This is a genomic window from Bradyrhizobium sp. USDA 4506, assembly GCF_054058795.1.
This window is the reverse complement of the sequence record NZ_JBSSBM010000002.1, coordinates 155,633-179,856: the sequence shown is the minus strand read 5'-3', so window position 1 is coordinate 179,856 and position 24,224 is coordinate 155,633. Positions and strand designations below refer to the sequence as shown.

General features: G+C 60.1%; 17 protein-coding genes. 8 read left to right on the top strand and 9 right to left on the bottom strand.

The annotated features are described in order from the left end of the window. Positions 1-509: 509 nt before the first annotated feature. Positions 510-1,313 (top strand): class I SAM-dependent methyltransferase, encoded by an 804-nt coding sequence (locus tag ACVIHF_RS03380; RefSeq protein WP_456791615.1) that lies wholly within the window; start codon positions 510-512, stop codon positions 1,311-1,313. Between the two features lie 248 nt (positions 1,314-1,561). Here ACVIHF_RS03380 and nodU read toward each other — a convergent pair whose 3' ends face one another. After that, positions 1,562-3,259, bottom strand: coding sequence for a nodulation protein NodU (nodU, locus tag ACVIHF_RS03375; protein ID WP_456791614.1), 1,698 nt, complete (start codon positions 3,257-3,259; stop codon positions 1,562-1,564). 1,232 nt (positions 3,260-4,491) lie between these two features. On the opposite strand from nodU, the gene ACVIHF_RS03370 reads away from it, so the two are divergent. Continuing rightward, complete coding sequence (locus ACVIHF_RS03370; RefSeq protein WP_456791613.1) at positions 4,492-6,114, top strand: carbohydrate porin; 1,623 nt, start codon at positions 4,492-4,494, stop codon at positions 6,112-6,114. A 312-nt stretch (positions 6,115-6,426) separates the two neighbouring features. Here the strand turns inward: ACVIHF_RS03370 and ACVIHF_RS03365 are convergent, their stop codons facing one another. The 7 genes from ACVIHF_RS03365 to ACVIHF_RS03335 form a co-directional block, all read right to left on the bottom strand. Beyond that, positions 6,427-6,669 carry a hypothetical protein gene (locus ACVIHF_RS03365; protein ID WP_456791612.1) on the bottom strand — a complete coding sequence of 81 codons (243 nt, stop codon included), beginning with the start codon at positions 6,667-6,669 and terminating at the stop codon, positions 6,427-6,429. A 533-nt stretch (positions 6,670-7,202) separates the two neighbouring features. After that, entirely contained in the window at positions 7,203-8,285 is a 1,083-nt protein-coding gene (locus tag ACVIHF_RS03360; RefSeq protein ID WP_456791611.1) for an aminotransferase-like domain-containing protein, read from the bottom strand. A 215-nt stretch (positions 8,286-8,500) separates the two neighbouring features. After that, a complete protein-coding gene (locus ACVIHF_RS03355) occupies positions 8,501-9,622 on the bottom strand; it encodes a hypothetical protein (RefSeq protein WP_456791610.1) in 1,122 nt (373 codons plus the stop codon). A gap of 84 nt (positions 9,623-9,706) precedes the next feature. Next, positions 9,707-12,424: a CehA/McbA family metallohydrolase gene (locus ACVIHF_RS03350; RefSeq protein ID WP_456791609.1), complete on the bottom strand. Its 2,718-nt coding sequence runs from the start codon at positions 12,422-12,424 to the stop codon at positions 9,707-9,709. Positions 12,425-12,521: 97 nt separating this feature from the next. Continuing rightward, entirely contained in the window at positions 12,522-13,787 is a 1,266-nt protein-coding gene (locus tag ACVIHF_RS03345; protein ID WP_456791608.1) for an ABC transporter substrate-binding protein, read from the bottom strand. 17 nt (positions 13,788-13,804) lie between these two features. Next, complete coding sequence (locus tag ACVIHF_RS03340; RefSeq protein WP_456791607.1) at positions 13,805-14,650, bottom strand: carbohydrate ABC transporter permease; 846 nt, start codon at positions 14,648-14,650, stop codon at positions 13,805-13,807. 49 nt (positions 14,651-14,699) lie between these two features. Then, the gene (locus tag ACVIHF_RS03335) at positions 14,700-15,074 is read right to left on the bottom strand and encodes a hypothetical protein (RefSeq protein WP_456791606.1); all 375 of its coding nucleotides are present in this window, start codon (positions 15,072-15,074) and stop codon (positions 14,700-14,702) included. 566 nt (positions 15,075-15,640) lie between these two features. Between ACVIHF_RS03335 and ACVIHF_RS03330 the strand changes: the two genes are divergently transcribed. Both ACVIHF_RS03330 and ACVIHF_RS03325 read left to right on the top strand, forming a co-directional pair. Next, positions 15,641-16,633, top strand: a complete 993-nt coding sequence (locus ACVIHF_RS03330; protein ID WP_456791605.1) for an AAA family ATPase — start codon at positions 15,641-15,643, stop codon at positions 16,631-16,633. Between the two features lie 12 nt (positions 16,634-16,645). Next, positions 16,646-19,120 carry a S8 family peptidase gene (locus ACVIHF_RS03325; protein WP_456791604.1) on the top strand — a complete coding sequence of 825 codons (2,475 nt, stop codon included), beginning with the start codon at positions 16,646-16,648 and terminating at the stop codon, positions 19,118-19,120. 193 nt (positions 19,121-19,313) lie between these two features. Here ACVIHF_RS03325 and ACVIHF_RS03320 read toward each other — a convergent pair whose 3' ends face one another. Next, complete coding sequence (locus ACVIHF_RS03320) at positions 19,314-19,937, bottom strand: DUF2971 domain-containing protein (protein WP_456791603.1); 624 nt, start codon at positions 19,935-19,937, stop codon at positions 19,314-19,316. Between the two features lie 253 nt (positions 19,938-20,190). Between ACVIHF_RS03320 and ACVIHF_RS03315 the strand changes: the two genes are divergently transcribed. The 4 genes from ACVIHF_RS03315 to ACVIHF_RS03300 all read left to right on the top strand — a co-directional run bounded on the left by ACVIHF_RS03315 (position 20,191) and on the right by ACVIHF_RS03300 (position 24,216). After that, complete coding sequence (locus ACVIHF_RS03315) at positions 20,191-21,075, top strand: hypothetical protein (RefSeq protein WP_456791602.1); 885 nt, start codon at positions 20,191-20,193, stop codon at positions 21,073-21,075. A 201-nt stretch (positions 21,076-21,276) separates the two neighbouring features. Beyond that, positions 21,277-22,554, top strand: a complete 1,278-nt coding sequence (gene dcm / locus ACVIHF_RS03310; protein ID WP_456791601.1) for a DNA (cytosine-5-)-methyltransferase — start codon at positions 21,277-21,279, stop codon at positions 22,552-22,554. Continuing rightward, entirely contained in the window at positions 22,547-22,999 is a 453-nt protein-coding gene (locus tag ACVIHF_RS03305; protein WP_456791600.1) for a very short patch repair endonuclease, read from the top strand. The genes dcm and ACVIHF_RS03305 overlap by 8 nt, the downstream gene beginning before the upstream one ends. Continuing rightward, positions 22,999-24,216, top strand: a complete 1,218-nt coding sequence (locus tag ACVIHF_RS03300; protein WP_456791599.1) for a type II restriction endonuclease — start codon at positions 22,999-23,001, stop codon at positions 24,214-24,216. The genes ACVIHF_RS03305 and ACVIHF_RS03300 overlap by 1 nt, the downstream gene beginning before the upstream one ends. Positions 24,217-24,224 lie beyond the last annotated feature (8 nt).

Sequence of the window (24,224 nt, the reverse complement as noted above, 5' to 3'; positions counted from 1 at the left end):
CCAGGTTGCGGCTGAACTCGAGCGCCCTGTGCCCTCGTTTGCTACCTGGTACTGGGATCTCAAGGTCGACACGCCGTTCGCGAACTGAATGTTTGTATTGTGAACGAATGTTCCGTTTCGCCGCGACACAACGAGGGCACACGGTCAACTACCGTCGTTGAGCGATTGATGTAGGCGGTACTGCATGCAAGTATCGATCCCTCTACAACAGTCAGCTTGCACAAGCGCGGATATCGATCCGTCGGCTGCAACCTGCAGAGGGAGAGCGCGCCCAGACCAACTTCACCTTCGGCCTTACGGAGGGATGATCCGGCACGCCATTCGGCCGGTGGGAATGTCGGGATCACCAAGCGCAGGGTTCCCCGGAGAGCCGCGCTTCTACGACACGTGATATCGAACATCGCAGGATCTCGGGCGATGAACATCTTCGATCGTCCGGTCGACGGCATCCCGGTTCCTCGCCTGGAGCGATGGTGAGCAGAATTCAGAGCAGATGTCGGGAGGCAGTCATGATTGCGGGTGAGATATTCAGTGGTGCTGCACCCTACTACGCCCGGCACGCGGTGCCCTATCCAGAGGACGCCTTCAGATCGTTGATCCGGGTTTGCAACCTCACCACCAGCAGCCGTGTACTTGATCTCGGCGCCGGCACGGGGCAGATCGGCGTTCCTCTGGCGCGATCTGTTGCGCACGTGCTTTCCGTCGATCCCAGCGGCGAGATGGTCGGGGAAGGGAGGCGAATGGCGAGGATGCTGGGAATCGGCAATCTGGAGTTCCTGGTGTCGACGTCTGAAGGTCTGCAATTGCCACCGTCGTCATTCGAAATCGCAACAATCGCTCTCTCCTTTCACTGGATGGACCGACCCGGGGTCCTGGCAAAGCTGGCGCAAACGCTGAAACCTGATGGATGCGTGGCGATCATCGACCGCGTGCGGGAGCATTCCGAACCTGGAGAATGGTATAATGCGATGGTAAGCGACATTACAGACTTCTGGGGCGGAAGCTTGCCTGCAGGTCCTGGAGGCGTTCGCCCTTTACTGACAGAGTCTCACCGGGAAGTCCTTCGCGCTTCCGATTTCAGCGAAATCACAGAACTTCGCCACTATTACCAGTACCACTGGACTATTGATGACCTACTTGGCTGGCTGTCCTCGACCGCAATGGGCGCACCAGGTACTCTGGGGCCGCGGCGCGACGGGTTTTTGACACGCATTCGTCGGCTGTTGCTGTTGTACTCGCCGTCCGGATCTTTCATGGACCGGGGTCACATCACGACCTTGATCGGATATCGAGCCCGAGGCTCAAGTCTCTGAGCGAGAGCCAGTTCATCCGGTGGCGTACGGCTTGACAAGCGTGTCCGACGGTGCAGCAGGATTATCTGCGGGTTCGCCTGCCCGGAATACGATGGTGCTCCAGCCACAGGATCAGAGCGAGCAATCGAGATCGCCGTAGTCCATGCAGCGTTCTGGTTACAGCTCATCACAGCACGACGCCCACGACCACCATCGACGTGGTCCTTACCGCCTGGTCGCCTCGGCAATAAAACGAATATGCAGGCATCCTAACTGGAATGGCGTGTTTCGTTCACCCGCGTCCTCGTCCAGAGCAGGCCTTCGCTCCATATGTATTCGACGCGTCCCCAGCGACACGCGGCTGCGACGTCGGGAAAGAAGCCGCATCCATGGTGATTGGCGCTCGTGTTGCAGAGCAGCGGAATGCCGGTAAGCTTTTCATACTCGACGAGAAGCCCGGCGACCTTGTGCAGGGAGTCTCTCGGGATTGTCTGCAATCGCGCGGACCCGTCGAGGTGCACAGCAGCAGGGATTCTGCTTCGCAGTTCAGCCCGCGTCTGATGTTCGAAAAGCATATAGCGGTCCGGCGTTCCGGGGCTGAAAAATTCCGCCGCTCGATCCTCCAGGCAAATCGGCGCCACGGGACGGAAGTGTTCCCGACGTTTGATGCCGTTGAGATGGTCCTTCATTCCTGCAGAGGTCGCGGCGGCAAGAATACTTCTACCCCCCAGTGCTCTCGGACCGAGCTCCGCGCGGCCAGCAAGGAACACCACCGGGCGGTTGTCCGCCAGGATGCTCGCAAGTTCACGCATGCTGCATGGCGACGGCTGCCATTCGGGCGGTACATCGCCGTGCAGCAGAGCCGGGCCACTGTAGACGGACCATTCCAGCGGCACGAAACCCTTGTCCTTTGCCAGGGCGGAGCAGGCAGCGCCGATTGCCGACCCGCTGTCATTCGGAAACGGCGGCACCCAGACAGCATCGAACAGATCTGACGCGCGCAGCGCCGTGTTCCATTTGATGTTGAGGCCGCAGCCGCCGGCAATACACAGATTTCGTTTTCCCGCGAGGTACGGATGACGCCGCAAGGCGGCTGTCATTTCCCGGACGAGCATACGCTCGAGAAAGCAATGAAAAGATGCAAGCACATCTTCGGGCGAGTGGTCCCTCAGCCTGGCGATGCTGATCTCGAAAAGATCATGCAGGGCTGCAAGTGCGTAATCGATGCTCGTGACGTCGCCACTGTAATTGCGACCGAGCCTGTCGTCCGCCGCAAGGCGCTCCTCGTAGAGCTTTTGAAACATCGCCACGGCAGCTTCATCAAACGAGCCGAGCGCGATGTAGGCCATCACCTTGCCGGCAATGCTCCGGTCTCCCCCTCCGGAGCGGTTCGATCTTTTGTAGGGACCAAACTTGTGGCCCGCCACCACATAGGCATGTCCGATCATCGGAAACAGGTAGTCAACAAAGCGGGCCTCGCGGCGCTCTACATGATAAAGGCGCGGAGGTATGCCGCCGTCCCACACGAGGCAGAGCGCCGGTTGTCCCGCCTTCGCAAACGGGCTCGTGCAGTAAGCGGAGGCCAGATGCCCCGTCACATGTGGATAGCTCCTGTAAGGCAGGTTCTCACCACCCAGCATCAGGCCTGAGTCATCGCGCGCATTGAGCAGACCGCCGGCGTGTGGCTCAAGATAGGGCGCCCCTTTGAGAGTGACAGGCTTGCCACCACTCAGGACATCGAACCGCGCCTCCGGGTTTCCGGGCCAACCGTCGATGACAAACTCATCGACATCCTTCGGACCAAGACCCTGCCCGGCCAGAGCGGCTACAATTTCATCCAGCTCGCCAATATGCTGATAGCGCAGATTGTTACCTCGCTTTTCCTGCTCGATACAGAAAACAAGGCGCCCGTTCTCGATGAGGGCGATCGCTCCGTCATGTGTCAATTTGATACCGCAGATGCGCATCGAACCTCCATTCTGTTGCTGCGCCCCACGGTTCACTCTCAGAATCCAGCTTCCAGAGAGATCCCGTTCACCGGTTCAGCCTGGCACCGCGCGCAAGCGCCCGTCCCTCGTTGAGCCGGTTCGATCGCTGAGGATCATTGGACTCCCGCTCTGAAGGCCGCCGGTTCCGGTCCCACCCGTTCACGTGCGTGCAGAGGGTCAATTATTCTCAAAACGCTTTTGGCGTGATTTGCGTCCCTGCTCGACATGCGTCTTGCCCTGGCTACTACAGCCGCAGACGCTGCGTCTCCCCTGTCGTATTCTGAAGTTGGCGATGCAGTATGCAGGCCAAGGTGCGGCCCGGAAGACTCGCTCGCCTTCTGTGGCCTGATGCCAGTACTGCAGGATGGCGTGGCAGATTCCAGACATCAGGCAGGTTGATTGCGGACAGTAGTGAGTGAGGTCCGCCAAATCAGGTCCAGACTGCTGTTGCGGACGCATGCCGCAGTTCCGTGTTGTTGGTCGACACCGCCCTTGTCGACGGGTGCATTTCTGGCGCGTTCACGAGCAGTGTTGATCAAGCCCATAAGGAGCGGCATCCACCTGACGTCAAAGGTCCGGCTGCCTGGTACGTCGATCATCTGGAAGTACGGGGCACGCATCCGGGAAAGCACAATTCTGTAAGGCGCCTCGCCATCAGGTCAGATTCTGCCTTTTTCGCGGTCGCTCTACCTGCGCCTCGCGGATCTTCTCAAGTGCAAGGCTTCCGGTTTCATTCGCCCTCACGGCTCGGCTCAGGAGACAAACCGAGAGCTGCGTCAGGATCTGGCCGATTGCAGGAAATGAGGACCGCCGATCTCCGCAAGGGGTCGATATGAGATTGGTCCGGGTCCACGAGGCATCAAACGCGCACCAGATACTCAATGAACATGAACGCCGTGCCCTCCAGGAAGTGCAGCCTTCGGGTGAGAGAATTGTCGCGCCTGGCGAACACAACGTCACGGTCAGACTGAACATGACAGAAGCTCGCGGTCCACTGCCCGCCCGGTTCGCGCAGGCATGAAGACGACGGTCAAAAACACCTGCCGCATCAGGAGAGGATCACCACGCCTCTTCCGATGTTGCTTGTTACAGGCGACCCGAACCATCGCATCTTCCTGAGTTCGCATCGAATTAGTTGATTATAGTCATCCATTTGTAGCGCTCCGGATGCGATGGATCCTGCGCCAAGGGTCCTAATGTTCGGGGGTATTATGCGAGTCAAGATCAGAGACCGTGCTACGAGCACATGCGTTCGGCACGAGCATCACAGTGAGCTGTACGCGCCTGCGGACAATGTCCGGCCCCGACCAATCACAAAACAGGGCAGCCTTGTCATCGCGCTGTCGACGGCAGCGTGGCTTGCCGGCAATCCTGTGCCGGCACAGGCGGCCAGTGTCCTGGATCCGAAGGGCAATCCCCAGGATGAGGCCGGGAAACGAGCGCTTCAGGGGAAACAGGACCCGGTCTCGGGAGCAGATCATCGCCACAAAAAGACAGCGGTGCGGCACGTCGACATCCCGGCGCGGTCGCCGGCCGCCGTCAAAAGCCGCGGCGCGGATGAAGTAACGAACTACACGGTTCAGAGGAAGCCGGACCCGTTCGCAAAATTCGAGAAGCTCCGTGAAAAAGGCCTGGTCGTCAGCATACCCGGTCCCGCCGACACGGTGGTTCAGGATGCGGGCGGCGTGAGATCTGCGCTGGCCGAAGCCGGCATCGGCTATCTCTTGTGGTCGCAGGTCACCTACACAAACAATCTTTTGCCGAATGCAGCCAGAAGCACCATCGCGAACCAGCTCTACAACGGGCAAAATCCGACGTTCAACACTGTCAACTACATGTGGGTGACCTACGATCTCAGTCGATATGGCATTCCGGACGGCCAGATCGTCGTGGGCGCCGAGGAGCAATCGTGGACATGGCAACCCGGCGGGCCGGACCGGTTGGGCATCAACACGATCTCGTACTATCAGACCCTTTGGGACAGGAAGCTCGAACTCAAGGTCGGCTACCTCCGGAATTCACACGAATTCGCCGGCACAGTGGTGGGCGGAAATGCGGGAACAAATGTTTTCGGTCCCTCGTCGAGCATCCTTTTCCAGGGAGGCCTGAGCGCCGCCCCGGCGCCAACTCCCGCGCTTAACCTGAAGTACAATTTTAATGATCACCTGTACACGAAGGTATCTTTCCAGCGTGCTGACAGCCCGGACGGCCTGTTTACCCAGATCACCGAGAACCCCACGGGTCTGAACTGGAGCACGACGAACGCTGGCGTTCTCTACCTTGATGAAACCGGCTATCTGAACAAAGCCGCTCCAGGCTCGCCGCAGACCTGGCTGAGGGCGGGTGCAGGTTACAACACCAGCAGCTACAAAAGTCTGGCGCTACCCAACCAACAGAGAACCGATCCGAACACCTTCTATTACATAGCTGCGGACAGGCAGTTCTTGCAAACCAACGCCCAGGATTCGGCATCTCGCGGCATCTACGCTGGCTTCTCTGTGATGGGCGCTCCCCCTGATCTGAACAAGGTCAGTCAGTATTACGAGCTTCGTTTTTATGTAAACGGACCATTCGACTGGCGGCCTACCGATCAAATCTCGATCGTTGCCACGGATACTGTCTGGAGCAATCTGGCAGTGGATGCTGCCCGGGCTAAGGGGAGTCTTGTTCATGGTGACAGCAAAGCGATCGCGGCAACATACACTGCACATCTTGGACCCGGAATTTATACAAGCGTAGGACTGACATACATAAACAATCCAACGACCATCACGTATACCCCGCAGATCGGACATGCTTTGAACTTCTCGGTGTCCACCAACATATTTTTCTAGGCGTGTACAAGACGGGCGCTCCGAGCCCAGGAGCCGGTCGAGCGGCAGCCCCTGTTCAGGGTGCTGCCGTCGCGGCCATTGCGGGAACACGAAAGGACCCGCGGCCATGCCGGAAATGCAATCGGTGAGCTCGATCAGCAACGCGCTGCACGTCGCATTGCGATTTTCGCCATCACAGCCGAAACTGGCCTGGGAGGTGCCCGATATGCTGGAAGTGTGATCCTGCCGAGGAGAGTGCCTTTTCCGTTCCATCCGAACTATGGCGATTAAGTCCAATGTCATCAGCCTCGTTAACGAGGTCGAGAACCTTCGCTACTTCTTCTGCAAGATGATCCGACCGGTTTGCTCACACTCGGTCACGTGACGGCCGCCAATCGCGCTGATGCTGAATCGGCCTAGATCGAGAGAGCGAAAGAAATCGTTCTTGACCGCGATGCTGTGTTCCGAGGCAAGACCTTGCTCGACGTAGAACTGGTCGAATTTCCGGGAGAGATGCTTTTCGATGCTCCGCCCGAGAGCGTCCATGGACTCGACGCTTTGCTTTCCGGATGTCATTGATGCAGCCTCGCCAGACGAGCCCGGATGAACCTACCTAACCAGAATACGATGGGTCAATATGATCCCGGCTTTGCTTTTCTGTTCTGGTACGCCTGCTTAGGGGCCATATCGAGCGCTCTCACCGGTTGGTTGGCAACAGATCGCCAGCACGCATATTATCGATATGGAAGCTACGCGCTGATCCGACGCGCTCATTTTGTGAGCCCGGGCGTTCCGCCCCTTTTCGGCACCCTTCACGAAACCGGGGAAAGTCTCGTCAGCCTCCACGACGCCGCCCCTGCTCCCGTGGGAGGCATCTTCAAGCCGTTGACGCGCAAGGCTTCGCGACGTGAGAAGAACCGCGCAGTCTTGAGGGTGCACGCAAAGGTTCGGCGAACTCGTTGCTGCTGATGCCTTTCTTGATGAAAGTCATCTTCAAGATTGCTTTCAGCTCAGTGGTGCATCGCAATGGCGATGATGTGCGCTGATCGAGCCGCATGTCAACGAGCAGGAGACTTGCGAGGCGAGCCATGACGTACCGGAGAGGAACACTACACTGGCCCGCTGGCCACTATTCGTGCAAGGCGGGCAAGGCCTTCCTCCAGCGCCTCCAGCGAGACGTCGGCAAGGGAAACTCGAATTCCGTCCAGACAATCCGGCTTTTCCACTGCGAATTCGGAGCCGCTTCGCACCAGTACGCCTTCCATTCGAGCTCGCTCGACAAGTTTGTCACCGGAAAGCACATCGCTCTTCAACCAGACATGCAATGCGCCGATGCTCGAAGCGGAGATCCCGGGCATCAGCTTCGCTACAAGTGCGCGTCGTCGCACTCCTTCCGATCTTATCTCCTGAAGCAGATCTGCGGCTGCGCCCTCCAGAATGGCGCGCGTGGCAAGGGCCGCTGAGGGAACGGACGCGTACCACATTGCCATCGCGCCGAACCGGGCCATGACCTGCTCGATCGCGGATCTCCGGGGTGCGACGACATACGCGATCCGCACACCGACGAAAAAGCATTTCGACAAGCCCATCACTGTCCAGGAAATATCCGGCGCAATGTCAGAAAAGCCGGGCGGAAAATCTTCGCGAACCAGACCCTGGGGATCATCCTCGAGGATCAGGACATCATGGGAACGCGCGATTTCCGCGATCTGTGCCCGCCGATCCAGTGGAATCGTGCATGCGGTAGGGTTCTGCGCATTCGGCACACAGTAGAGGAGTTTTGGCCTGTGTATACGGCACGCCTTGTCAAAGGCTTCAGGAATCAGCCCGTTCGCATCGAGCAGGACCGGCACAAGGCGGATGCCCAGGATATGCGCCGCGTCGCGTACCTGGGAGTAGGTAGACGCTTCCACCGCAATCGAGTTGCCGCGTCCAACCAGTGTCTCGAGAAGGATCAGCAATACGTTCCAGGTGCCGTTCGCCAGAAATATCCTGTCAGTCGGGACGGGACCTCTGTTGCCGTTGGCGAGGTACTTTTGCGCCGCGAGCAGATCGTCCTGACTGCCGAGCCGTCGATGATGACGCATCTCGTCTGCACCGTCCCAGCGGCGTGCCAGCGACAGCAACGTCCTTCGCAGATATTCATCCGCTCCTGCTGTCCTGGGCGACGTGATACGTCGAAGATCAATCATATTCATGTTTCCCGCGCTTGAGTTGCGATCGGAACGATGGCTGTATGAGGCTGGCTTCTGATGGCATTCACGAGAGAGGCGTGAATAATTGCTCGAGCTGCGTTCCAGGTCTGTCGTCCAGGCGGCGCGGCTCCCCGCGCAGGTTTGCCAGCCTCGACGGATGGTTCACGCAGTTCGAACGATCATTGAACACACAATTCTCGCCCCCCGCTGTTCTAGGTCGAGGTCCGGTGATGCGGGCCCTCCGCTGCTGGCTGCGGTACGCTATCCCTGATGACCCGCAGTTCATTCGTCAAAGCTGTCATCCGGCGGTTGAGATCGGCCAATGCTCTGGCCGTGGCGGCCGCGCCGTTTTCACCGACAAAGAAGAAGTGCCCTCCTTCGACGGTACGGTTCATGGCCCTGGGCCATTCCACGGCCAGGGCACGCAGCCGGTCCCAGCTCTCCGGCGGCAGCCGGTTGAGATCGATTCCTGCGAGATGATTACGCAGCAGGCCCATCAGACCAATGGCGCTCCATATCGCGGCGTCAGCCAGAGCGTGCTCCGCATCGGTCGACGCCGTGGGCGAAATCGAAGCGCAAAGCGGCGCCTGTTCGAAGACGAAGGCCTGCGAGTCCGCCAGCGCCGCTTCAACGCTGATGAACTGGCTATCCGGACCGAGGCGATCGACCTCGCCGCGAAGCATCAGCGGGCCCTCGCCGTGATAGTGGATGCTGTGTGTCTCCGCACTGATGATCGTGCGGCCGGCCTGCCGGTTGACCTCCTCCAGTCCCGCGATCGTGCTCCAATGGTACAGGCTGGAATCCCACAGACCGTCTGCCCGGATCGGCTCGCCTTCCGCCAGACGGGGCGAAAGGCCCGGCCAGGGTGGTCGCGCGCAAAGCGACACAAATCCGGTCATGAGGACACCGCGCTCCTTCAGGGCACGGTTGAGGCGCAGCACGCCCTTGCCGGCCATGCTCCAGCCGGCGACCAGCACGGGGCGCCGGCCGACCAGATTCGCCGTGATTTCCGCGACACCCGCCGCCCACCGCGACAACGTCATCAGGGGATCCGGCCTGGAAAACACCGGATGGCTGGTCGGATAGGAGATGGCGAGCAGCGCCAGTCCGCTGGCTTCGAGATGGTGATCCAGGAAATCCGCTCGCCGCGCTCCGGGATGACCATAGGCCACGCGCGCCAGGTGGGCTCCGCCCGGCAGGAACAGCACGACAGGCGCACCGGCTTCAAGGCGGGCGTGCACCAGGAACTCGCCGGCGGCATTCGCGACGAGCTCTTCGTGGTCGAAGGGCTGCGACCTCACCCCGGTCTTTGGTTCGGGCCTCGACAAAGTCATGAAAGCATCCCGATGGGTGCAGCACGACCATGGTATGCTGCCATCCGGACTTTTCGCCGAATGCTCACACTTCGTTGCCGGGATTCAGTCATGCGGGTTCTCGCCCGTCGCTGCCATCCAGTGCGGGCGTGCCTGTGGGTGGTCGCGCAGAATCGCCTGGCGGCCTTCATCCAGGCGGGCCAGATGGCGTCGGCGCTGCCTCTCGTTGCGCCAGACGGCGAGCTTCTCGAGGTAGGCTGCGCCCCCCTCCAGCAGCGTGAGCAGATAGCTTGCATCCTTTGTCGAGCTTTGACGGCGGTTATCCACCGAGACGTAGACAGGTGACGTATGGGCACCGATGTCGATGGGGTGTTGCGTGTGCAACCTGCCGCGACCGAAGCAACGCGCCGCGAGCCATGAACTGCCGTCGATCGTGACTGTTGCATCCAGAGTAGCCGCGAGTCCGTCGGCACCTGCATTCGCGCTGGCTATGACCTGGCCATTGTGCACCACGTCGATGACTTCAAACGGCTGGGCCGAACGGGCTTGCGCCGTGATGCGCACTTGCCCGCCTCCGTCAGCCAGTTCAATCTGCTCGCCCGGCATCCTGCCGTTGACGCGCAGCTCCAGCATCGGGCCGGTGGAGACAAAGCTGTGTCCCTGCGCAACGGCGCTACACCACTTTGCGTAATCAAAACCCACGCCATCGCCGAGAAAGGCATAGGTGCGCAGCGCGCCCAGTGCGGTGCCATTGGACATCTTGTCGGTTCCGCCGACAGCAGGCAGACGGTAGCCGGCGTTGAGGTAGGCGTACCATTGCTGCACGCCGGGGCAGTCAAAAGGCGTTTCTCCCCATCGGCCGTCGATGTGGAGATGGGCCGTAAAATCAAAGTTGAACCATCTGACTTCCACAGCGTCGATCAGCCCGAGCGCAATGGCTGCGGTTGCCTCCGCATGCGGAGTGGGAGTCAGCTGGTTGAACACGAGGCCCCCCTGCATCTTGCAGGCCGCGCACCAGTCGACGAGGCTCACGTCCTCCCAGCCGCCGATTTCATCCCGCTCCGGCCCGCCACTCGAGAGCGGCAGGACCGGTTGCCTGAGGTTGAGCAAAAAAACGTCCCCCATCATGTGGTGACGATTTTCGCTGTCGATGCGCACTATTCGATCGGATGAACCAGTGTTGTATTCGCGGGCGATACCATGCCCGACACCTGTGAAGCCGCGCCCCCACTGGGCGGCCAGCAGGTTTGTGACGTTGACGTCTTCCGCCGCGCTCTCCAGCGCGGCCGTGACCGGATCAAGAAAGTGGACATGGACGTCGCCGCAATACCAGCCGCGCCGGCGCATATCACTCCAACGCTCCAGCTCGAATAGCAGTTCGGTTTGCCCTGGTTTAATTTCGAGAGCCGTGCGTATGACCTTGTATTCAAAGCCGTGAACGATTTCCGCGGCGACTTTCCCGACCGGCAGCATAATCTCGAAACGGCCGGGCACGTAGGCATAGCTCATGCTGCCCAGCCTGAGATCGGCACCGACGTTCTGGCCCCAGGCATCGTCCACAAGCGCAGCATGAGCGAGCGGCGGCAGGTACTCGCCATGCGCGCCGCGGAAGTGAACGCGTGAGGGCAGCTCCGTACCGTCGCTGGCGTCCACCACGCGCACGCAGAGCCGTACCCATTCGTGAGCGGCCAGCTTGATCGGTGACCTGTTTTCCAGAATATCCTGCCAGCGAAACCTGAGAAGCGAACCGCCCTGGCGCAGGAGGAGATGGGCTTGTTGCGCCGCCGTAATCTGCGCATGGATCAGCGAGGCCGGCTCTTTCGGCACCGGCGCTCCCCAGCCCCTGACGGGAGCAGCCAGCCACTCGTAGATTGATTCCGACGGCAAGGCCGAGCAGTGGGTAATCGTCCCCAGGTCGACGGCCAGAGCCAGATCCCGGGACGTCGAACCGCTGACCGGGACAAATCCGAGACCCGGCTCATAGTTACCAGGAGATGCCTCTTCGATCTTCGTATCGGCCAGTGCGGCGAGGTCGATGATCACGCCTTCGCGCGGCCCACGGCGCAGCGGATTGGCTGAATCCGTCGAGAGAGTGATGCCTGCAATGAGCACCACATCGGCATGGCGAGCCGCCAACTCGATTGCAACGATCTCCTTCATCGGCGAGGGATTTTCGAGTGTCATCAACCAGCAGGTCTGCCGGCTGCCCGCTGGCCCGGTCGTGATGCCGGTGAAGCGGGCACGGCTGTCGACAGGCATGTCATGCCGCTCTGAGGGAGCGTGCACCGGCTGGTACCAGCTATGAGGCAATGCGGCATAGGCTTGCGTGCCGATCGTCCCTTGCCGCCCCGCAATTTCAAATCGTCGCCGCACCGGGATTTCCGCGCGGCCGCCATCGGCGAACACAATCGTATAGGTTGCCAGCAGTTCGCCAGTCTTTGCGTTTGACTGCTCGAGGTCCGTAAAATGAGCAACCAGAATGCCGGCCGCGCGCTGTGATTTGGGTAAATGAATCGTCGCCTGCTGCGCGAGCAGATCAGCCCGGCTGGTCAATGCAAGCCAGCAACGCCCGTTGTTGACCGCGGGATCGATGAGATCAAACGGGACGCCATGGAAAAACCGATGCCCCACCAGAAAGCCTTCCAGGCTGGCAGGCTCGCCCGATGGCCACTGCCGCACCACCGGTCCCATCGCGCTCCAGCGCCACTCGCCGTCTGCGGCCTGCTTCGGCCCTGCATTCGCATAAGGGCTCAGGTCGATGGGAATGAAGCGACGAACGGTCTCCGTCCCGGAGGTGTCAACGTGAGGCTGAACAGGCTTCATTTCGCTCCCTGTCGCAGGATCGATTGCTGGCAAAAAAGACATTCGGGTTACAGCCTGGATTTGAGCCGGGAGGCGCGGGTCCCCGGATCGGCCTTGCTCACTGTGGCAGGAGCGCTTCGACGTCCTTCCTCAGGCTTGAAAGCGCCGTGGCCGGATCCTGCTTCTGCGAGACCACGAGGTAGCAGTGGTCCTCGATGGTCCTGATGATCCTGGAGTTGTTCTCGCCGGGGAATGAGAACCAGCCCGCCATCATCGCAATGCGCTGGTTGGCGACGCGATGTCCGGGGTGTTTCTCGAAAAACCTGCCGAGCCCGGCAGGATCACTGACCGCCGCAAGATTCACCGGCACGTAGCCGGTCGCCTCGACCATGACGGCCTGACCGGCCGGTCCTACTGCGAACCTGATGTACTCCCAGCACGCCTTCTGCTTGTCAGGATCATCAGTCATCATGACAATGCCATTGCCGCCGGCGGGAAGCCTGTCCGTCGCCGAGGAGACCGGCAATGATCCAACCTTCAATTCGAAATTGCCGGCCGCCGACTGCTGAAAGCCGGTCAGCAGGCTGCTTGCGGTGAACAGGATTCCGAGCGTTCCCGCCCGGAATGCCTGCCGGGCCTGTTCTGTATTGAACGCCGGCTGACCTTCCCTTGCGAGACGCTGCAACAACTGCAGCGCCTGAAGGCCGGCCGGCCCGTCGAACGCGATCTTTTTTTCGTCCTCGCTCATCATCCGGCCGCCAAAGGCGCCCACCAGTGTCTGGAACGACCAGCCGTTGTTGGTGTATTCGACATAAAGGCCGCCCGTGCCCTCCCCCAGGGCGCCGATCTTTTTGCCAAGCGCGATCACGCCGTCCCAGTCCCGGGGCAGGTTGTCGGGATCACCACCGGCCTTCTTCACCAGATCGGTGTTGTAGAAGAGCACCGGAACAGAAATCGCGAACGGCAGGGCACAGGTTTTCCCGCCGTAGCGCGCGAACGATGTCATAGCTTCGGGAACGCCGATCGTCTTCCAGGCCGGATCGTCCGCGATGAAACCATCGAGCGGCACGGCAATCCTGCGATCGACCAGAGGCCGGATCTGGTTCAAGCCCTGGTGAGAAACGTCGGGAAGCTGCTTGGTTATGTTCTGCCGCAGCGTCTGCTGGACGAGGTTGTCGTAATCGACGGCAGGACTGTCGAGAACGACCCTGATATCGGGATGGGCATCCATGAATCGCTGTGCAAGCGCCTGATACAGGCCTTTGGCAGGGGCTGACGCATAGGAAAGCCGGATCGTCGTCTGCGGCTGCGCACTGGCGCCCAGGAACGGCGTTGCGGCCGCAGCGGTTGCGGTCGACAGGAAGGCCCTGCGTGAAAGAAACATCGATCGACTCCATTGGCCTATTGTTTGACCGCGCCGCCGGTCAGCCCCTCGACGAACCAGCGCTGGGCAGCAAGAAAGGCGATGACGAGGGGCAGCACGACGAGAGTGGATGCGGCCATGAGGGGACCGTAGTCATTGCCGGCCTCTCCGTTCCTGAAAGCCATGATGCCCAGTGGCGGCGGCATCAGGGACTGGTCGCGCACCGCGATCAGCGGCCAGAAAAGATCGTTCCAGTGGCCGACCACCGAAAATATCGAGAAGGCGATAATCGCCGGCAGCGCCATGGGCACCATGATCCTCCAGACGATGGCGAGTTCAGAGAGGCCGTCGAGCCGCGCGGCGTGGACCACGTCATCAGGGACGGTCCTGAAGAACTGCCGGAACAGGAAGATGCCGAAGGGCGAGACCACGTAAGGGAAGATGAGCGCCGCGTAGGTGTTGAGGATGCCGAGCTGGTAGCCGAGGATAAAGAGCGGCAGCGAGAGCACCTGTTGCGGCAGGAGCAGACCGACCATCACCATGCCGAACAGCAGGTCGCGGCCGAAAAAGCGAAGCTTGGCGAGCGCATATGCGCAAGGGGCGCAGACGATAATCTGGAGCGACAGGATGAGGGCACAGACGATCAGGCCGTTGCCCATATAGTGCGGCAGCGGCGCCTCGGTGAGCGCCCTCGTGTAGTTCTCGACGCCATAGAATTGCGTTGGCCAGAACGACGCGCGGAAGATTTCGCCCGGCGGCTTGATCGACAGCGATACCATCCACACAAAGGGGGCTAGCATCAGCGCACTGGTGGCAAGCAGCACCGCATGTCGAAACACTGCGGCACCCGGTGGCAGGTGACTGGTGGATGTGATGCCGCTCATTGGCAGGGCGCCGCGCCGTCCATGGCGTGGACCTTGCGCATGGTGAGCGTTACGACGCCGGCGGGAAACACAACGGCAGCCGTCGCCCGTCCTGATGCTCCCGATACATGCGCGGCCATGGCCATTCCCCGATCGTCAAACGCTTGCAGAACACGGATTTGCGTTCCCTCTCGCGATCGAACGCGCCGCCGTTGTGTGAGAGCACACACACCTGAATTGCTACGAGTGGATGACACGCATCGAATAAGTCGATCGCTTGTTGCGCAAATGCGATGCCGTATCCCCAATCCGTCGCAGAATGAACTTTTTTTAGAAAAACAGGTGCGCCGCACTTGTTGGTGACCTGTCGCACCGTCTCCTGGCGACCGAGGACCTGTCCCGGCAGGCCGAGACACGGCAGCATCGGGAATTTCGTCAGCTTCAAATCCCGGAATATGTGCTCACGCGGCGATGCGGCGATCTCTTCCTCGAACTGCGAGCGGTCGGGCTCTTCGGGCCGGGCGCGCGGCGGGTATATGCCGGACGAACAGGAACTCCCGCCGGGTGCCGGCCGCCAACGAAGAACAGGGCCTGACCGGTCGGCACTCCGTCATCTCCTGCCCCGCGAAGGAGAATGGCGTGCAGTTCGCACAGATACTTGCACAAGCCGATTTTTGTCGGCAGAAAATCAACAAAAATCATTGCTTTACCACCAAGGGACTTAAGCTAAACTGAGCGTTCGCGGGGGAATCTTGTACAGGCAATCTCGAGCCAGGCCTGGCAACAGGAAAGTGTCGGGATCAGACGGGCAGCACCTGCGGCGACGCCACGGTGAAGGGATGGCGGTGGCAAAAGCCCTGTTACGAAAATCCGTTGGGGCATTGCCCGTAGCGGTTCGATTCCGGTCGCCCCGCACCACTCATTCACAAGATGTGCACCCACAAATCGTAGTGGTTGCCAGAATCTGCAACCTGACGGTAGTGTCGCAACGTGAGCAGCAAAGTACGTCCCATGGCCAGCGCAGATCAACTCAAGGCGCTTCTGAAGGCATATGCCGAAGGCGATGCCGCTCAGTTCCATTCAATCGCCATGCAGATTGCAGCCGGTGAGGCCCGCAGCGGGCACGGCAAGCTTGCTGAAGAGTTGCGTGACCTGATCGACAAATCGCGGACAAGGGTACCTTCTCCGGGGCCGTCGCCCATTCCGCTGGCGCGTCCCAGAGGTGAGATTGCTGATCTGCTGACCGTTACCTACCCGCAAACGCGCCTTCATGACCTGGTGCTGGGCACGAAAACCAGGACCGTTCTTGGACGCGTCGTCCGCGAGCACAAGACGGTACGAGACATTCGTGCCCATGGATTGGCACCTCGCAAGAAGCTTCTGCTGGTTGGGCCACCAGGGACCGGAAAGACGCTGACCGCCTCGGCAATCGCCGGTGAACTTTCATTGCCGCTTTTTGTGGTTCGTCTTGACCGGTTGATCACCCGCTTCATGGGTGAAACAGGCGCCAAGCTGCGTTTGATCTTTGACGCTATCGCCCAGACCAGAGCCGTCTATCTGTTTGACGAATTCGACAGCATCGGCTCCGAGCGGGGCCTGGGTAATGACGTTGGCGAAATCCGACGCGTCGTTAACAGCTTCCTGCAGATGGTCGAGCAGGATGAGTCGGACAGCGTCATCATTGCGGCCACAAACCATCCGACCATTCTTGATCGTGCCCTCTTCAGGCGATTCGACGATATTGTTGAATATTCGCTGCCGAGCGAGCAAGAAATTGTCACAGCCCTGAAGTTCAAGTTTGCCACTCGAAAGATCGCCGGTGAAACGAACTGGCTTGCGCTGGCGAGAAAAGCCAGAGGTCTCAGCTATGCGGACGTTACGCGCGCTGCCAGCGATGCCATCAAACATGCGCTGATTGAGCGTCGCGACATAACCGGCAAAGATCTGGCCTCAGCCATATCCGAACGCAAAACTGTGCTGGCACATAGAAAGCCCGCGAGATAGCTCAACCGCTGAATGGCACGCTATCCGCACCTGTTACTGGACACTTCTGCTGAGTCCGCCCGTTATACGGCAACGCGAGGGCATTCACCTCGCTTCAATCTGCCGGACCGTAACCGGGCTACCCACGCGGCTCATCTACGCGGGGCGCTGGATACTGCGCGCGCGCAGAGGGAGCAATTTCCAGTTCAGGTGGGAAACGGATTCTACGACTCTCCTGGTATCATCCTCGCTTTCGAAAGTGATCCAAACTTCCCGCTGGCGTTCGAGAGCCTGGAGCTGAGAAAAAGCGGCATCGAGCTCCTGTCCGTAACTACTGATGATCAGAACCGCACAATTGCGACAGTCGTCGTTCCCGACAACAAGATCACACGTTTTATCAAAGTACTGGAAGCTTACCGGGACGCTGTCCCCGGCAAGCGAGATAACAGGAAGCTTGTCGAGAGTATTGCCAACATCAAGCTCGCGACTTTGCGCGAGTTGTGGACCGATGATCCGGGCCTCTACCCAACTGCCAACACAAACTTCTTTTGGGAGGTCTGGCTGCGGTCGGCGCAGGAAGGCGCGGACCCGCTCGCGCGCATGCGAGAGGCCTCTGGCGACTTTGGCTATGAAGTGATTTCCAATGAACTCAGGTTTGTTGACCGAACGGTTGTGCTCGTCCGCGGTACGCCGGAGCAGTTATCGAGGAGCGCCGAGGTCCTCGGAGTTATAGCTGAAGTCCGCAAAGCCAAGGCTACGGCCGATCTTTACTCAACTCGCAGCGCAGAGGACCAAACCCTCGAAATCGAGGGCACTCTCTCACGACTTTCGCCGGCACCAGCTGACTCGCCCGTTGTCGGCTTGCTCGATACGGGCGTCAATCGGGGCCATCCTCTCCTGGCGCCGATCATCGGCGATAACGATGCACAGACACTAAAGCAGGCGTGGGGTTCTCACGACGGCAATCAGGGCGGGCACGGCACACAGATGGCCGGACTCGCTCTATACGGAGACCTGGCAGAAATCCTTGCCGACGATGGTCCTATAGAACTTACCCACGGGCTTCAGTCATTGAAGCTTATCCACCCGGCCGACCCTCACGACCCCGATCTCTATGGCGCCGTTACAATCGAAGGCGTTTCTCGACTCGAAGTGGATGCCACTCGCCGGAAAATCTACTGCATGGCGATAACGGCGACCGACGGCCTCGACCGCGGAAGACCATCGTCGTGGTCAGCCGCGATCGACAATCTTGCTTTTGGGGCAATCAACGATACACCGCGGATGATTTTGGTTTCCGCCGGCAACACTGAAGTTGCTGATCGCGCGAGCTACCCTGAGTCCAACGAAACATCATCGGTGCAGGATCCCGCTCAGGCCTGGAACGCGTTGACGGTTGGCGGATATACCGCTCTTGCCTCTATCGACGTTGACACAAATCCAGGTTGGACCGCCCTCGCCTCCCAGGGAGACCTCGCGCCGGGCAGCACAACGTCAGTTACCTGGCCACGCTCCAACAAGACACCGTTGAAACCAGACATCGTAATGGAAGCCGGAAACATGGGGGCGCCGCCCGACGGCAGTGACCCGGACTTTCTTCCCGAACTGCAGTTGCTGACGACCAACTACGTGTTCGAGACAGGTCGACCGCCACTTGCCGAGTTCAGGGATACCAGTGCGGCGACTGCTCTCGCTGCCAACCTGGCCGGTGAATTTGCAGCGCGTTACCCCACCTGTCGTCCAGAAACCATCAGAGCGCTTATGGTGCACAGTGCGCGCTGGACCGACGCAATGCGCGACCGCGTGAGGTATCCGGACGGTTCGCTTGACACCACCCGACTGCTCCGGACCTTCGGCTACGGCGTACCCGACCGGGAGATGCTGTTTTACAGCGCGCAGAACAATCTCACCCTGGTGGCGGAGGAGACCATCCAGCCGTTCTTTCTTGACGAGGAAGACAGCGCCATCAAGAGCCACGATATCAAGTACCACAACCTGCCCTGGCCGCGTGAGGCATTGGAAGCACTCCCGTTCGATACACCTATAGAGATGCGCGTCACGCTCTCCTACTTTATTGAACCCAGTCCGGGTGAGCGTGGTTGGGACCGAAAGTACGGGTATCCTTCCCACGGTCTACGCTTCAAGGTCATCCGGCCGACCGAGACGCTTCAGCAGTTCAAGCTGCGCATCAACACCTATGACCGTGACGAGGACTATGACGAGGACCACGCAGGCGAAACCGGCCACTGGGAGTTAGGCACCGGAAAGCCTACCAACGGTTCGATCCACTCCAATACCTGGCACGGAACTGCGGCCGAGCTTGCCCGCCGCGGACACATTGCAGTCCATCCGACTTCAGGATGGTGGCGGACGCGGAAAAAGGAGGGCCGTTACGACCGGTCTGTCCGCTACTCTTTGGTCGTGTCAATCTACACGCCGCGTCAGGAAGTCGATATCTACACGCCGGTTGCGGTTCAGATTGGTATAGAGGTGCCGATTGAAATTTGACGAGGCCGTCCGCTCCATCTCTCTATCAAGCGAAGCTCCGCAGTCGTGTCAAAGCGCAGCACTATCGATGATCAGGGTATAAATATCTGATGAACGTCGTGCTGTCCGCATCGGGACATCGCCGTATTCCTCTTTCACGATCGCAGTGAGGCGCGCGAGATAATCTGCGGACATTCTTTCACCGACAATAATTTCACTGATCGCATGCTTTCGGATACTTCCTGAAGTTCGGTTCGCTATCCTCGCGGCCGGAATGCACCAGCAGCCGCCGTTCCTCTTCGTAACTCCATTCCAGCGGCTTCGCGGCAAAGGCGTGCTGCCACATTTCGTGCTTTGCTTCAGGGCGACACTGGCGGCATCCCGATAGTCCGCTATCAGGCCGCGCTGCTCGATCTTGCCGGGATATCCTATGCGCGTGCGGGTCTCCTGTATTGCCGGTCACGTGGTAAACTTCCTGGTCATGCGCAACAGCGTAGACGAAAACCGCCAGCCAGCGGAGGTTCGCAAGACCGGCAGCATCGGTGATGTAGCCTTCAGGTTTGGCCCTGACCATCCGTTGTTCATCGAACACGATGCAGAAGCCGCGGAGCCCGTCTCCGTAGTGAGACCACATCAGTAAATTGTCCCGCTCTGAACCAAAGGACGCGATCCTGATGCCATCGGCCATCTGATCGAAGGGCGGCTGCAGCTCTTCGATTGACTCGAAATAATCCCTCGAATGTTCCAGGCCGTAGACAGACTTTCCTCGCTGAAACCCCAGGCAGTTATTGCGGCTATGAAACGATCCCGCTCCTTTTCCAGTCGGGAATGCCGTCACGGAAGTCGGTCCAGAACCCGAACGGATCGTTGAAGCGCTCGTAGTGTTGACAGGACCCTGTTCCGCAGGTTTTCCGGCGCCCAGGTGGTCGGGCCGGAGAACTTGAGCAATTCTCTCCGCGTCTTCTTCATTTCGCTATTCTACCTGAATGCTGCGCACACTGACGGTGTTGCTGATCTTGCCAGAGGCGGGCCGGAATCCCGGACTCCATCTGCAGTTGCGAATCGCCTAAAGGCATCTTGAGGAATTCGCGATGGATTGTCTGCACCCGCACTGTCCCGCAGGACACGGCGCAAAAAGCTGGAAGGATGTCGTTGAATCGCCGCTTCTCCGGGCGCGGCAGGTCGACAAGCCCGTGCTGCTGGCTGCCCTGGCGAAAGACTTCGGACCGCTCTCGTCGCCGGCACGCGCAAGAATGCTGCCTGTCCCGAACGCCGCCCTGATCGACCGGCTTGTCCGGCTCTGCCCCTGCCTTTTCAACCAGCTTGACCTGGCTGCGACTGCCGAAGCTGTCGTGCATCTTTGCGAGATATCGCTTGGAGCCGTCATAACATCGGCCAACGTCTATGATGCCTTTCAGGTCCAATACCCCGGGCGAGAGAGTTTTACGTTTCCGCCGATCAAGGGCTCGGCGATCGGCGGCACCGTCATGGAGATGTTTTGCAGCGAGGTGCTGCAGAACGAGCAGATACCGCGTATGGAGACGGATGATGAGGGGTGGCCCAGATGGCGGGTGCCCGGGCACATCCTGCTCAACCAGAAGAAGATGAAGGACCTTCAGGCCCTCGGCGACATCATGATCCCCTGCGCGCCGACCAACCTGCTGATCTCCGTCAAGACGGAAGCGGCCCGCGAGCGTCTCCTCTATTCTGCAAACAGCATCGAAGGTATCGGGTTCGGGTTTTTCAGCCAGCCGCACGAGTTCTGGACACCGGGGAGGATGCGTCTGTTCAAGCGGATGGGATTCAGCGCCATCTATCTGCCAGACAATACCCATCAGGAAATCGGCAGAAAGCTCGACAAGAACAGGGAGTCGCGGTTTGCCGTAAATCTCAATGGCACTGCGCTCTACCGACCCCTGAGCGAATTCGGCTCCGACATGCGGCGGGTCGTCGGCCGGTCAAGCTTTGATCTGTAGAGCTGCCGGCAAATGGATTTGCTTGCCGGCACCAATGCCTGCTCCTGGTCGCACACTTCCGGCTTCCGGGCAACCCGTTTATTGTGGGGATTTCACCACGAGGATCGAGACATTCCGGCCTGTCCTGTGAGCATCTGAATTGTCCTCGGGGACATTCAGTGTCAGGGTGTCAAAAATTGACACAGAGCGATTCGGAAGACCATGAGCCTCAAACCGACGAAGAAGCGGACAGAATTCAAGGAACTGCGCGAGCGGGCCGGTCTGACTATCCCCGAAACAGCCGATCTTCTGAAAGTGGATCTCCGCACGGTCTACCGTTACGAGCGCGGCGAGACCCGGCCGACAAAGCTGGCGCTCGACAAGATGCGCGAGGCCGTCGAGACGCGTCTTGCGCAGGAGCCCGCCGCCGCGCCCGGCATCCGGTTCATTGACCTGTTTGCCGGCATTGGCGGACTCAGGCTGGGTTTCCAGTCCATCGGCGGCCGGTGTGTTTTCACGTCCGAGTGGGACGCGAAGTGCCAGGAGACCTACAAACAGAATTTTGCGGATAATCACGAGATTGGCGGCGATATTCGCGAGTATTCCAGCAATCCCGGCAAGATCCCGGAGCATGACCTCCTCCTGGCGGGTTTTCCGTGCCAGCCATTTTCGATTGCCGGTGTGTCGAAGAAGAACGCCCTGGGGCGTCCCCACGGGTTTCTCTGCGATACCCAGGGCACGCTGTTCTTCGACACGGCCCAGATCATCGCTCATCACCGACCGGTCGCCTTTGTTCTCGAGAACGTCAAGAACCTCGAGCGCCACGACGGCGGCCGCACGTTTGCGACGATTATCAACGTTCTGAGGAACGAACTCGGCTATCATGTCCAGCACCGGGTGATCAGCTCGGAGCCCTGGGTGCCCCAGCGGCGCGAGCGAATTTTCATCGTCGGATTCCGCGAGCCCACCGCGTTCGACCTGTCCGCACTTCGCCTGCCACCAAAAGCACAGTGGCCGAAACTCGGCAGCATTCTGCAGCCCCCCGACGAGGTCGATTCCAAATACACCCTCACAGCCCACCTCTGGAAATATCTGCAGGCCTACAAGGAAAAGCACACGGCCGCGGGCAACGGGTTCGGCTTCAGTCTGTTCGGCCCGGATGATGTCACGCGCACACTCTCGGCGCGCTATTACAAGGATGGTTCGGAGGTTCTGGTCAAACAGCGTGGCACGCGCCCGCGTCGGCTGACGCCGACCGAATGTGCGCGCCTGATGGGCTTCGAGAACGACAAGCGAAAGTTCAAGATCGTCGTCTCCGATACCCAGGCCTACAAGCAATTCGGCAATGCCGTCGTGGTGCCCGTGGTCGAATTCCTGGCAAAGGCGATGAAGACCCATCTGGAAGCGGCGCTTGCAAGGCAGGCTTCCGCTCCGCCGCGGCCCATTGTCGTCCGCCAGGTGACCCGCCCCGACCGCCAGCCAGTGGCCGTCAATGGCTGACGTCGTCACCCCTGATGTGCGCAGCCGGATGATGGCTGGCATCCGGGGCGCCCACACGAATCCGGAAATGCTGCTCCGGCGCGGCCTGTTTACAAAGGGCTTCCGCTACCGGCTTCATGTGAAAGGACTGCCCGGCAGGCCGGACCTGGTGTTCCCCAGGTACAATGCGGTTCTTTTCGCGCACGGGTGTTTCTGGCATGGACATAACTGCCATCTGTTCAGGATGCCGTCGACGCGGCCCGAGTTCTGGAAAGCGAAGATCGCCCGCAACCGCGAGGTCGATGCACGGAACGAGGCCGCATTGCGCGAAGCCGGCTGGCGGTGCGGGGTCGTGTGGGAATGCGCGCTGAAAGGCAAAACGCGCCTGCCGTACCCCGAGGTCATCAACCGATCCGCATCGTGGCTGCGCTCCCGCAAGGACTGTCTTGAAATCCGGGGCGCCTGATGACGTACCGCCGCGGCATGCTGTCCGACTTCTTCGAAGGCATTGCGGTCAAGAAGCTGACGCTGGTCGAGACCATCGGTCCCAGATCCAACCAGCATGAAATCCAGGGCACGAAACCGTTGCGACGGATGTTCGGCGACGACGACCGCAAATCCATTCCCACGCGCTTTATCTGGCTGAATGACGAGAACGAGGGACTGAGCGAGGACGGTTTCATCAGCTGGTCGAACGTCCGCAAGGGTAAACCCCGCGCCGCCGAATATCACCTCTATTATTCCGGCAACATCGTCACCGGGGCCATGAAGCCTGGTGACACCCTGTTTCTCGCCTTGCGACGCGACGGCAGCGCCATGGTTGTGGTGGTGCCGCTGGACAGCACGATCCAGAGCCAGCTGCTGTGGCTCTTCGGCATCGACGAGCAGCCGGAGCTGGCCTTCGCCTTCAAGGAAATCACCGGCGACGATTCCGCGCGGCTGGATTTCGCCGCGCGCTACGTCCTCGACGAGCTCGGCATTGATTTTGAGGAGCCGGAGGTCGACGCGATTGATCCGCTGATCGCGAGGTTCGGGACAACCTTCCCGCCCACCCGCGAGTTTTCCGCATTTGCGCGACAGACACTGCGCGACGTCTCGGCACGCGATGATCCGGACGCCGCCCTGTTTGCATGGATGGAGCGTGAGGAGCTGCTGTTCCGGCGGCTTGAACGGCACATCATTGCCGGGCAGCTGACGGGTGTAACCGGAAACGCGCTCGTGGAGGGCGTCCTGTCGCTTTCGATGCAGCTTCATCAACGGCGCCGTTCCCGTGCCGGCCGCGCCCTCGAAAATCATCTTGAGGCGGTTCTGGAGGCACATGGCGTGCGTTATGCGCGCGGTGCCGAGACCGAGAATCGCAACCGGCCCGATTTCCTGTTTCCCGGCACCATAGAATACGCCGACGCGACGTTTCCGGCCGACCGCCTCACCATGCTCGGCGTGAAATTCACGCTCAAGGACAGATGGCGCCAGGTGCTGGCCGAGGCGAACCGGATTTCCGGCAAGCATCTTCTTACATTTGAGCCCGGGATCTCCGGCCAGCAGACCTCGCAGATTGCGGCAAGCCGGCTGCAACTGGTCATTCCACGGCCCATCCACTCCACCTTTACGCCGGCGCAACAGGCCGAACTGATGGACGTCCGGGACTTTCTCGGTCTTGTCCGGGCGCGGCAGGCCGGTTAAGCGGAGCG

Bases quoted from the DNA above. Each gene is read 5' to 3' on its own strand.
- ACVIHF_RS03380 (WP_456791615.1), top strand. From the start codon at position 510: ATGATTGCGGGTGAGATATTCAGTGGTGCTGCACCCTACTACGCCCGG.
- ACVIHF_RS03350 (WP_456791609.1), bottom strand. From the start codon at position 12,424: ATGAAGCCTGTTCAGCCTCACGTTGACACCTCCGGGACGGAGACCGTT.
- ACVIHF_RS03330 (WP_456791605.1), top strand. From the start codon at position 15,641: ATGGCCAGCGCAGATCAACTCAAGGCGCTTCTGAAGGCATATGCCGAA.
- ACVIHF_RS03370 (WP_456791613.1), top strand. From the start codon at position 4,492: ATGCGAGTCAAGATCAGAGACCGTGCTACGAGCACATGCGTTCGGCAC.
- ACVIHF_RS03325 (WP_456791604.1), top strand. From the start codon at position 16,646: ATGGCACGCTATCCGCACCTGTTACTGGACACTTCTGCTGAGTCCGCC.
- ACVIHF_RS03340 (WP_456791607.1), bottom strand. From the start codon at position 14,650: ATGAGCGGCATCACATCCACCAGTCACCTGCCACCGGGTGCCGCAGTG.
- ACVIHF_RS03305 (WP_456791600.1), top strand. From the start codon at position 22,547: ATGGCTGACGTCGTCACCCCTGATGTGCGCAGCCGGATGATGGCTGGC.
- ACVIHF_RS03365 (WP_456791612.1), bottom strand. From the start codon at position 6,669: ATGACATCCGGAAAGCAAAGCGTCGAGTCCATGGACGCTCTCGGGCGG.
- ACVIHF_RS03355 (WP_456791610.1), bottom strand. From the start codon at position 9,622: ATGACTTTGTCGAGGCCCGAACCAAAGACCGGGGTGAGGTCGCAGCCC.
- dcm (WP_456791601.1), top strand. From the start codon at position 21,277: ATGAGCCTCAAACCGACGAAGAAGCGGACAGAATTCAAGGAACTGCGC.
- ACVIHF_RS03315 (WP_456791602.1), top strand. From the start codon at position 20,191: ATGGATTGTCTGCACCCGCACTGTCCCGCAGGACACGGCGCAAAAAGC.
- ACVIHF_RS03300 (WP_456791599.1), top strand. From the start codon at position 22,999: ATGACGTACCGCCGCGGCATGCTGTCCGACTTCTTCGAAGGCATTGCG.
- ACVIHF_RS03345 (WP_456791608.1), bottom strand. From the start codon at position 13,787: ATGTTTCTTTCACGCAGGGCCTTCCTGTCGACCGCAACCGCTGCGGCC.
- ACVIHF_RS03360 (WP_456791611.1), bottom strand. From the start codon at position 8,285: ATGATTGATCTTCGACGTATCACGTCGCCCAGGACAGCAGGAGCGGAT.
- nodU (WP_456791614.1), bottom strand. From the start codon at position 3,259: ATGCGCATCTGCGGTATCAAATTGACACATGACGGAGCGATCGCCCTC.